This window comes from Paenibacillus sp. Dod16, from assembly GCF_049893405.1.
Taxonomy (GTDB): Bacteria; Bacillota; Bacilli; order Paenibacillales; family Paenibacillaceae; genus Paenibacillus_AQ.
The window spans coordinates 1-11,444 of sequence record NZ_JBNDYG010000090.1 but is presented as its reverse complement, the minus strand read 5'-3'; the positions used below and the strand labels follow the sequence as shown (position 1 = coordinate 11,444).

At 41.0% G+C, this 11,444-nt stretch carries 9 protein-coding genes; 8 read left to right on the top strand and 1 reads right to left on the bottom strand.

Features of this window, described 5'->3' with window-relative positions; all coding sequences use genetic code 11:
- On the top strand, positions 1 to 97 hold a 97-nt coding region (locus ACPV3A_RS37075), incomplete at its 5' end, for an IS3 family transposase (RefSeq protein ID WP_426204887.1).
- A gap of 107 nt (positions 98 to 204) precedes the next feature.
- Here ACPV3A_RS37075 and ACPV3A_RS37070 read toward each other — a convergent pair.
- Positions 205 to 996, bottom strand: coding sequence for a nucleotidyltransferase domain-containing protein (locus tag ACPV3A_RS37070; protein ID WP_426204885.1), 792 nt, complete (start codon positions 994 to 996; stop codon positions 205 to 207).
- Positions 997 to 1,249: 253 nt separating this feature from the next.
- On the opposite strand from ACPV3A_RS37070, the gene ACPV3A_RS37065 reads away from it, so the two are divergent.
- The 7 genes from ACPV3A_RS37065 (at position 1,250) to ACPV3A_RS37035 (ending at position 11,438) form a co-directional block, all read left to right on the top strand.
- Positions 1,250 to 1,705, top strand: a complete 456-nt coding sequence (locus tag ACPV3A_RS37065; RefSeq protein WP_074961820.1) for an HNH endonuclease — start codon at positions 1,250 to 1,252, stop codon at positions 1,703 to 1,705.
- A 145-nt stretch (positions 1,706 to 1,850) separates the two neighbouring features.
- Complete coding sequence (locus ACPV3A_RS37060) at positions 1,851 to 2,087, top strand: hypothetical protein (RefSeq protein WP_426204883.1); 237 nt, start codon at positions 1,851 to 1,853, stop codon at positions 2,085 to 2,087.
- Between the two features lie 271 nt (positions 2,088 to 2,358).
- Complete coding sequence (locus ACPV3A_RS37055) at positions 2,359 to 3,264, top strand: ABC transporter ATP-binding protein (RefSeq protein WP_426204881.1); 906 nt, start codon at positions 2,359 to 2,361, stop codon at positions 3,262 to 3,264.
- Positions 3,265 to 3,290: 26 nt separating this feature from the next.
- The gene (locus tag ACPV3A_RS37050; protein WP_426204879.1) at positions 3,291 to 4,034 is read left to right on the top strand and encodes an ABC transporter permease; all 744 of its coding nucleotides are present in this window, start codon (positions 3,291 to 3,293) and stop codon (positions 4,032 to 4,034) included.
- Positions 4,035 to 5,207 carry a sensor histidine kinase gene (locus ACPV3A_RS37045; protein WP_194540468.1) on the top strand — a complete coding sequence of 391 codons (1,173 nt, stop codon included), beginning with the start codon at positions 4,035 to 4,037 and terminating at the stop codon, positions 5,205 to 5,207.
- Positions 5,208 to 5,813 carry a response regulator transcription factor gene (locus tag ACPV3A_RS37040; RefSeq protein ID WP_194540469.1) on the top strand — a complete coding sequence of 202 codons (606 nt, stop codon included), beginning with the start codon at positions 5,208 to 5,210 and terminating at the stop codon, positions 5,811 to 5,813.
- A gap of 1,215 nt (positions 5,814 to 7,028) precedes the next feature.
- On the top strand, positions 7,029 to 11,438 hold the full coding sequence (locus ACPV3A_RS37035; protein WP_426204877.1) for an AMP-binding protein: 4,410 nt from the start codon (positions 7,029 to 7,031) through the stop codon (positions 11,436 to 11,438).
- Positions 11,439 to 11,444 lie beyond the last annotated feature (6 nt).

Genomic DNA, 11,444 nt, shown 5'->3' with positions numbered 1-11,444 from the left:
TACATATATCGATTATTACAATCACAAGCGAATTAAAGCAAAACTAAAAGGCATGAGTCCGGTACAGTACCGAACTCATGCCCAACAAATTGCCTAATAAAATAATATGTCTAACTTTATGGGGTCAGTTCACATAGGTTGTGGTTTTTGCTGTAGAATAGCTGATAAGTGTGAATAATAAATTTCACTGCCTTGTAGATGTTTTTATTTATGGATAGTGGAATATACGGTTTCAAGATAAGCAATTGAATTGCGTTCGGCTTCTTCTTTTCGTATCCAACCATCAGAAGCCTGGCGTAAACGTTGATATAGCTTGATAGTGGCCTTTAACGCACGGTAACAACTTTCGTAGCTGTGGAGTGGAATCGTGTCCCGAAGCTCAGCCATCTCCATTTCAGCAAATTGCTCTAGCCGTCGGACTCCCGCGGGAAGATGGCCGTTACGCATGAGTATCAACGGTCCTAATACTGCATTGCGAATAAACGTAATATGTTGGATGAGCTCGAACAACTCGCCTCTTCCTAATTTCGTCGCACCGTAATGCACCCAAACCCAGAACCGATCCTCCATCCATTGCATAGAGGGCGATGGATAGGCAGGGGATGTCTCTGCAAGGATCGTTCTGATCTCCTCGTCTCTCTCCCAAAGCACAATCGGATTCTCTGTTCGTATCCTAAGCTCTGATTTCGAAATGAACTTTAGATCCACGTGAAGCAACGGTGGGCCGTATAGGCAAATAACCAGACGTGGTTCGCCGACATGCTCACCTGTGAATGCCGACAGTAATTGTCCGAGCTCTTCTGCGAGCTGAATGCGTTGCTCCATAATTTCATTGCGATACGCGTTATCGTACACGATGATTAAATCTAGATCGCTATACTCGTCCATGGCTCCGTGGATCATGGAGCCGCCTGCAAGGAGGCCCGTAAGTCGATTATCTCGACTGATTTTCTTTTTTGCCTGCTTAATGAAGCGTTCGTGAACGGGTAACATCATGTATGCACTCCTTAAAGATAGGACCCATTTATAAATGGGTATTACGCCAATATATCATTGTGGTTAATTCGTTGTCAAACGGGTGATACTCAGGTGACACCACAACCCTGACTACACCGTAGAAGCTTATCTTCGGACAGGGGTTCGACTCCCCTCGGTTCCATCATAATGAACACCATCCGCATGAGGATGGTGTTTTTGTTTTATATTAATACTATAGGGTAGAACATGTCGTACAGATGGAGTGAAATCGATGAATCATAGTCATGATGGAGAGGAACCATTGATAACGGTACTCAATATGGATGGTCAACAACTAACACCATGTTTACCCCATCGGGCTTGGCGGGAAGTTGAGCGATCGCGAGCTGTCTGGATTGATGAGCAGACGATCCAATTGCTTTATAATCCATTCTTATTTCGGGACTATCGAAAAGCTGCACTGAAACGAGATCATCACACTTGTTTGTGGTGCGGACGACACGCTACGACAGTGGACCATATTATCCCCTCAAGCAAAGGCGGCTCGGATCTTCCGCAAAACCTGATCGCTTCATGCAGCGAATGCAATACGAAACGAGGAAACCGTTCTGCATTGTCCTATCTCAAAGAAAACGCACACTCTGTTCCAAATCTTATGAAGCTTTGCTGGCGTATCTTTCTAGCTAAATACAGACATCGACAAATGAAAAAAGGGACACTTGAGTAAAGGCTTGATTTATGATTCGGGAATCGTGGTGCAGTGAGCTTCAATGATCGCAGCCGATTGTTGACGATCGAATTGATGGTTAACCATATCCGCTGTAAAATTTTCGACTTTCTTGCATCCATCTTGTAGTGCAGGCCATAAAAGCGTGATCGTCATCGTCAAAGTATCCATGAAGTCCGAACTTATTCCTTCAGGTAAGGCCTGTGGCTGGGCTAACCTCAATACTGACAGTGTTGCCTTGATCCAGTCCAATTTGCTTCAAAACATCAGTCATGGTTATACCGAGGCTGTTGCCGAATTTGGTCACTTTCCGTTCCATCTGAATCATCCTGTTCATTACATGCTCAAACATCGAGAAAACGTCAGAAATAGAAGCGATTAAATAATGAGGGTCTTCAGAGTCTTCGTAAATAAATTTATATTCACAGAGGGAAAGATAATATAAGTTTGCAAAGCAAGACACCTCACTCAAAGAGTGTCAAATGCACGTTATCCTGAAGAAGGACCTACAGGTCCTTCTTTTTTTGCTTTCTTTTTTTCTGACATTTGTCATAACCGGCTTGTGACAACCCACACTAATTGGTTTTCGCGCTTTCTCAATATAATGAGGACATCAAGGAACGAAAGAAGAAATTAGCGGAGGTTAGTACAAAATGACAAAGGCGATTGAATGTATAAATCTAGTGAAGAAATTCGGCGACTACTGTGCCGTTGATCATATGAATCTATCATTTGAGAAAGGTCAAATAACAGCATTGCTTGGACCGAATGGGGCAGGTAAGACAACAACCATTTCCATGATCCTCGGAATGATCAAGCCAACATCAGGAGAAGTCAGGGTCTTGGGGATGCCGTCTGGAGCAAAAGAATTGCGGCAACGCGTTGGAGCTCTTTTGCAGGATGTTAAAGCAGCAGATGGACTTACGGTGAAAGAAGTGCTTCAATTGTTCCGCAGTTATTATCGTAATCCGATGTCGCTCGAGCGATTGTTAGACATTTCGGGTCTCCACGCGGATCAGAAACGACGCGCATCCTCGCTGTCTGGAGGACAACGCCGTAGATTAGCCTTCGCTCAGAGTTTGGCGGGAAATCCAGAGCTTCTCCTGCTGGATGAACCAACCGTCGGAATGGATATCGAGGCTCGTGGCCGCTTTTGGGACACCATCCAAGCACTGGCAAGTGACGGACGTACGGTGCTCTTAACTACACATCATTTAGATGAAGCTGATGCTGTCGCAGATCACATCGCAGTCATCGCTGGTGGACAGGTTGTTGCGGAAGGGACTCCGGAACGTTTAAAGGCTCAAACCGCGCTTAGAACCGTTTCATTTCGAGCGGCGAACGCGCCAGCCCAGCAGGAATGGCTCACATTACCTGGCGTTGAAAAGGCAGAATGCAACGGTGAGCGAATTCGTCTGTACGCCCAAGAGACCGATGTATTGTTATTTACACTGATGCAGTCTGAATGGGGAATATCGGATATTGATATACAATCCGCCAGCTTAGAAGATACATTCCGAAGTCTTACAGGCTCAAATAAACAAACAATTATACGATAATAAACATTTTTAGGAGGAAAATAGCCATGTTCCATATGTTTGTTGCCCAGACGAAAGCAGAAAGTATACGAATTATCCGCAGTCCATTCTTCTTACTCTTCTCCATTGCGATGCCGCTTGCTTTCTACTTTTTATTTGCAAGTATGAATGGGGTAGATCAATCGATCCAATCGACAACTTGGGGTGTCTTTTCCTTGATGTCGATGACTGCATTCAGTTTGATCGGTACAGCCGTATCTCAATTCGGTATCCGTTTATCGTTCGAGCATCAAGACGGGTGGGTACGCTTGTTGAAGTTGACTCCACTATCTCCTGCAGTCTGGATTGGCAGCAAAATTGTATCGCAAATGGCTGTTCACTCAATCGTCATTGTTGTTATATTTTTATCGGCTGGCCTTGTTCATGATATACAATTGACAGCCGGGCAATGGATTTTATGCGGACTATGGTTATGGATCGGGAGCATATCTTTTCTGGCGCTTGGTGCCTTGTTAGGAACGCTTAAAAATGCGAATACCTCCGTTGCCATCGGAAATGTATTACAGATGGGACTCGCAATTGTAGGGGGGCTTTGGATGCCGCTTAGTACTTTGCCAAGTTGGATGGGCTCGGTCGGGGAATGGCTTCCATCTCACCGTTACGCCAATGGGGCATGGAATATGATCGCTGGACAAAATCCAGCAAGTATCGATTTCATAATTTTGACAGGATGCGGTCTCCTCTTTATGCTACTATCAATCTATATATATAATCGACGGGATGCGGTCTAATTGAATAGAGAAAAGTGGCGTCTCTTTCCAAAATCGGAAGGAGTCGCTCCTTATATTTTGTTAACAAATTTAATGATACCCTTGTACTTTTTACTCTATGAGCCATCAAGTATACAGTGGCTTGGCTTTGTTCTGTTAGGCCTATTCGTTCTATTGTTTCGACAATCCTACTTTAATTTAAAGTGGGCAACGCCAATATTGATGGTTCAGTTGGGTATACTTTTAATTTTAGCAGCTGTATTTCACCCTATGTATACGTTTATGGGTTTTATGATCGCTGCTCCGCTGAGCAAACAAAAGCTGCCGATATTACTCTCTATAACGATCGTTTTTACGGTAGCTATGGGATTTATCGCCGTTCCTTACTTGGACCGGATGGGCAGCCTAGTATGGATAGGGCTGGTGCCTATGTTTGGCATCTGTATTCTGCCGTATATTATTCGAACTTCGACCAGGTTTCAACAGAAGGCAGCGCGGCTGCGGGCAGAAACTGCTGAACGAATGGCACAGCAGGAGGAGCGCCAGCGGATCGCACGTGAATTACATGATACATTGGGACATACGCTGTCATTAATCGCACTAAAAGGCGAGGTCGTTGAGAAATTGGTCAATCGTTCTCCCGAGAGAGCGATAGCAGAGGCTCGTGAAATACGGGAAACGGCACGCGCAGCCTTGAAACAAATGAGAGAATTGGTTACGGAGATGAAAGTTACATATCTCGCTGACGAATATAAGCATGCTGTATCGTTATGTTCAGCTGCGGGTATACCGCTTATTTTTCAATATCAATCGATTTCCGATCCCAGACCTTCTAATGTTGGGACGGAAGACGCTTTAGCGAACAATTCGCTTCCGTTAACACCCTTACAGGAGACGATTTTGGCGATGTGTTTTCGCGAGACGATTACAAATGTGGTTCGACATAGCCGGGCAACAAAGTGCAAAGTTCATCTAGACATTCAGGAAGGGGAAGTTCGTGTATCTGTACGTGATGACGGTATTGGGGCAGATCCGGAGCAACTTTATACTAGCAGTAATGGCCTCGCCGGATTGCGGCAGCGGTTGGTTATGATCGACGGACGTATGTCGCTGTCTTCGTCCCCAGGCAAGGGGACGGAAGTCACCTTACATATACCTAGGGTAATACGAAATGAAAAGGTAGGTAGCGCTTAGATGATTCGTATTGTTTTGGCAGAAGATCAAAAGTTATTAAGGGGAGCACTGGCAACGTTACTCTCGTTAGAAGATGATATTGAAGTCGTCGGTCAAGCTGAGAATGGGGAAGAAGTGATGTCCATGATTCAGGAGTATGAACCGGATGTAGCCGTTCTGGATATTGAGATGCCACTGAAAACGGGGTTAGATATTGCGGAATGGGTTCAAAAAAATAAGTCAGCTTGTCGTGTCATCATCTTGACGACATTCGCGCGTCCTGGATATTTCCAGCGGGCTATGCAGGCAGGAGTTTATGGATACCTTCTTAAAGATACGGGCAGCGAGGAACTGGCTGATGCAATTCGTCGGGTCTATGATGGGAAACGTGTCATCAATTCAGAATTGTCGCTCGCGGTATGGGATGATCCATGTCCATTATCACCCAGGGAGCGTGAAGTCATGAAGTTGGCTGCCCAAGGCTTAGTTCTTCAAGATATTGGAGCACAGCTGTTTCTATCCTATGGAACGGTACGGAACTACATGTCAGAAGCGATTGGGAAGCTCGGGGCGAATACACGGATTGAGGCGATAGACATCGCACGTAGCAAGGGATGGTTGGATTAGGGAGAGTTCCTAGGTATATGGAGGTAAGCGGATCACCCCACTCAAGGGATGATGCAGCCGGCCAAAGAAGAGATTTTCAAGAAATTTGGGATGAAATTAGAAAGGTTCCGTACCAACGAGAGCGGGGAAGGACAGAGGATTAGGGAGCTGTTAAGCTCTATGTTGTATAAGATGGAATGATTTAAATAGAGCTAATCATCACCGATTTTATTTTATTAGTTACAGGTTACCTTTTAATGTTCGACCCCTTCGCCTCCATACATACAATTATAAATCCACAACCGACTAAGGCTGTGGATTTTTGCTTTTGTGACACTTGCAGCTTTACAATAAGCACGCCTTAAAGCTATATCCTTTTATACAGAGATAATAGTTCTATCTTATTGTATGGATAGTGACCCATAAAGCCTTTCAATATAATGAGGACAACAAGTAACGAAGAAGAAATTAGCGGAGGTTAGTACAAAATGACAAAGGCCATTGAATGTATAAATCTAGTGAAGAAATTTGGCGATTACTGCGCCGTTGATCATATGAATCTATCATTTGAGAAAGGTCAAATAACAGTATTGGCAAGACAACAACCATTGTTTCCAGTTTTCTGAAGGCTAAAGGCGTTGGATTTAGACCACGCCCTTGGAAATTGAAAAATTTAAAGTTATTGTTGATATCATCTTTCAATGGAATATAATAGAATTATAGATGATTATGTTGTATTTTGATATTAAAGGTGATTTGAATAATTAATTTGATTTGTTGTCATAAACAGGAAGATAATATGTCATAAATTGTATATTAAACCGATATATATGGTGTTGTTGCAGAAGGAGAAATCATTGATTTTTATAATGGTTGTATGATGTGAGCTAAGAGAGTGAGAGTGTATAAGGGGCATGAAAGGGGGGAATTGTCCAAAGTATGAACCGTATATACCCACGGATTTAAAGGATTTAGTAAGAAATCAGGTAAGTAATAATCCAAGTGTGGCATTTGATTTTTTCAGAAAAAAGAATATGTAACAAAGACCTATCAAGAGTTTCAAGATGACATTATTAATTGAGGCTCTTTTTTTTTATACCAATGTTTTGATAAATAGCAAGATTGCCGTCATTGGCGAAAATAGTTATGAATGGATTGAGGCAAGATCAAGACGTTGCATCCATTGTAATAAAGATAATGTCGTAGCATAAAACATAATTTCTTGGGAGGTAAAACATGAAATCTTTTACAAAATTAGTATTAGAGGATGGAGTTAATATAACACTCGACCAATTACTTGGAAATTATGCTAATGAGAAATCAAGGGGAGTTTACTTTACTCAATCCGATGGCTCTGATTTGTTTGAGTCTTATGAAAGTCTTTATTTTAATGCCAAATGTATCTTAGGGGCACTACAAAAGCAGGGATTTCAGAAGGGCTCTTATATTATCTTTCAGACAAACAATAATCTATTCTTTATAAGGTTGTTTTGGGGTTGTATTTTAGGAGGCATGATACCCGTCCCTCTGTCTATACCGCTAATTGCATCGCCTGACACTGAAGCCTTCAAAAAGTTAGTGAAAGTAAGCGAGCAGTTGTCGAATGCGTGGATAATTACTGATGAAAGAAATTTAAATACGTTTAGAGAAAGTTATGAAGCCATTAATTTGAAATATTTAGAGTATGAAACCTTAGCAAGTAATATGGAAGAGGGGCAATGCGTTGCAGTAGATTGTCAGGACTTAGCGTATATACAATATTCGTCTGGCAGCACAGGTAACCCTAAAGGAGTAAAATTAACACATGAAAATCTAGCTTATAATTTGGCACAGATAGTAGATCGTATGAAATTAGACAAAAATGATGTCATGGCTAGTTGGTTACCATTGACACATGATATGGGCTTGATCGGTTATCATTTAACTCCGATATTTGCGGGTATATCTCATTCCCTTCTAAATTCCGGTACATTTTTAAAGAAATCTTGGCTATATCTTCAAAAATGTGCGCAATTAAAAGCAACGGTGCTTGTAAGTCCAAATTTTGGATTAGACTGGATGATGAAGACTGTAAAGGATTCACATTTAGAACATATTGATTTATCTAGTGTGCGAAACATAATGTGTGGTGCAGAACCAATATCAATGGATACCATTAGACGATTTTATGAAAAATTTTCGTCTTCTGGCTTGCGTGAAAATACGATCCATCAAGTCTATGGTATGGCAGAAGCTAGTTTGGCTGTTACTATTCCTGAAGAAGGACATAATCGAAGTGTATGTATTAACCGTCATAAAGCTCGTATTGGACAAGAAGTGGAAGATTTAGAAACGAAGGAGCCAAATGCAGCAGAGTTTGCCATAGTAGGAGAACCATTACATGAATTAGAAATATTGATTGTAGATGATGAAGATCACATCTTAAAGGAAAATTACATTGGCAATATCGTGATCAAAGGGAAAAATGTATTTGAGGGATATATGAATCATGATAGTTCCCCTTTTAGTGAGCAGGGCTTCTTCCATACAGGAGATTTAGGGTTTTTACGCAATGGAGAACTAATTGTAATGGGTAGAAAGAAGGATATTCTGTTTGTAAATGGTCAGAATTATTATGCTAGTGATATAGAAAATATGTTAACATTGGCGATCCCACAATTGTCTCAAGTCGTTGTGTGTGGTGTACGCAATCCGTCATCTATCAGGGATGAAATTATAGTATTTGTACATAATCGACAAGATGCTAAGGTATTTTTGCCGCTTGCCCATCAAGTGCAGAATATGGTATTAGAACGGATTGGAATAGCTGCAGATTATGTAATTCCAATAAAAACGATACCGAAAACAACAAGTGGAAAGGTCCAACGATATCTTTTAATAGAGCGATTTGAGAATCATGAGTTTGATGATGTTATCGCAATAGCTCCATATTCTTATCAGAGTATCAAGGAATCCGCAAAGAAGCCAGCATGGAACAAAGCGGAGATTGAAAATCAAATCGTTGAAATTGCAAAAGAAGTATTCTCTATCCCTTCTTTGAAAGTAGACGATACTATTTCTCGGATGGGAGTTAGTTCGTTAACTTTGATTCGTTTCCAGGATGAAATAAATCAACGATTTCAAGTTGAAATCCCTATCGTAAGCCTTTTCAAAATGTCTACCCTGGAACAAATAATTACGATTGTTGAGGAACAACTACAGGTAGAGGATGTCCGAACTTCTGAATTAACAGGGAATAAAGACATGTGGTATGAGCCGTTTCCGGTAACAGAAATACAAGGAGCCTATTTAGTTGGAAGACAAAATATTATGGAAATGGGCAATATCTCCACACATGCCTATTATGAGTTTGAAACAGAATTAGATATTAAACGCTTAAACGATGCATTGAATCATGTTTTAGAGCGTCAGCTTATGCTACGTACTATTTTTGATGATACAGGAATGCAAAAAGTTCGACGTTCTGCTTCTTCTTATGATATTTGTATTGAAGATTTACAAGACCTGTCTTTAGAGGATCAACAAAAACGAATATTGGAAAAAAGAAATCGTAGGTCACATTTTGTTTTTCAACAAGATCATTGGCCATTATTTGAGTTGTCTGCATTTATTCTTGGTGAGAAGAAAAATTACCTCTTCCTGGATATTGACTTAATAATTGCTGATGGCGGCAGTTTATTAATTTTAATACAAGAGATCATGGATTATTATGAGAAACCGAATATGGAGATTGAACCTTTAACATTTCAATTTTCAGATTATGTAAGGGCATTGGAGAGCTTTCGTGAATCTTCCGCCTATCAAAGAGCTCAAGATTATTGGCAAGCCAAAATAGAGGATTTTCCATATGCCCCTCAGCTACCATTCGTTTGTGAGCCAGAATCCATAGAGAGACCAACATTTCAGCGAATGGAGAAGAGTCTGACAACTGATAAATGGAATATTGTGAAAGGCTTAGCAACTCAGTATGGTGTAACACCATCTGTATTCTTATGTACAATTTATGCGGAAGTTTTGGGCAAATGGAGCAATCAATCCAGAATGTCTCTTAATTTAACATTATTTAATCGACAGTCCTTTCATCCAGACGTAATGAAGTTGATTGGAGATTTTACGTCAGTTTTACTGTTAGATATTGATTTGTCTGTTCATAGTGCTTTTTGGGAGAGAGCATCTATGGTTCAAGATATATTATTTGAAGCCGTAGATCATCGTTTTTATAGTGGTGTTGATGTTATACGAAATATTGCAAGTAAGAGAGAAATGACTAGTAAAGCGATTATGCCAATTGTATTCACTAGTATGTTATTCGATAAATCGGAATTTACAGATACTTTGACGAAATTAGGGAAAATTAAATACGGAATAAGCCAGACCCCTCAAGTATTCTTAGATTTTCAAGTCACGGAAAGAGACGGACAATTAATGATGACTTGGGATTATGCGAAAGATTTGTTTGATGAAGATATGATCAGTGCCATGTTTGAAACGTATCAACTTCGATTGCAGCAAGTTATAGACCATAATCTTTCATCTATCCCGCTGCCTGTAACACAGTATCAACTACTGCTTGATTACAATCGTACACAAGGAGATTATGAAGGAGATTTACTGCAAAGATTAATAGACCAGCAATGCCAGAAGACTCCAGATGCGATTGCAGTCAAATTAGGACAGGATACATTGACCTATGGCGAGTTGGCGAGAAAATCCAATCAGGTCGCTCGCTATTTAGCAGAACAAAACTATGCGCACAATTCTTATATTGGCGTTTGGGCAGAGAGACGAATCGAGACCATTGTAAATACGGTGGCTATTTTAAAAGCCGGCCATGCTTATATTCCTGTGAATCCGGAACATCCTGAGGAAAGAATAGAATATATCGTCGAACATAGTGATATCAAGCTCATGATTCATCCGGATTTATATGAAAAAGAGAACCTTTCCACCTACAACGATGGAGCCTTAGATCTGTTAGAAGGCTGTGAGCAGGATAAAGCCTATGCTATCTATACTTCAGGAAGTACGGGACAGCCTAAGGGTGTTGTGATCACCCATGAAGCAGTCGTGAATACATTATTAGATATTAATGAGAAATTCAAAGTAGGCAGCGAGGATAAAATCATTGCCCTATCATCGATGAGCTTTGATTTATCTGTCTATGATATTTTTGGAGCACTCATTAGTGGAGCCCAGTTAGTATTAATTCCGGATCTTTTAGATATGAGTAGCATTCATCAGATCATGATCGACGAAGAAATCACGATATGGAATTCGGTTCCGGCAATTATGGATATGTATCTGGAAAGCACAAAACAAGATACGGTGCATAGCACTTCAGCAGAGCGCTTACGTATTGTGATGCTAAGTGGAGACTGGATTTCTCTTGGTTTGCCGGAGAAAATCAAAACAAGAATGCCAAAAGCACAAGTCATCGGGTTAGGTGGAGCAACGGAAGGCTCTATATGGTCCATCTATTTCCCAATCACAGAAGTGAAGCCAGAGTGGAAAAGTATCCCTTATGGATATCCGTTGAAAAATCAACAAATTTACGTACTGGATGAATGTGGAGAAGAATGTCCAGTAGGCGTTCCAGGAGAACTGCATATTGGTGGAAAAGGAGTCGCCGTAGGCTATCCGCCGTAGGCTATC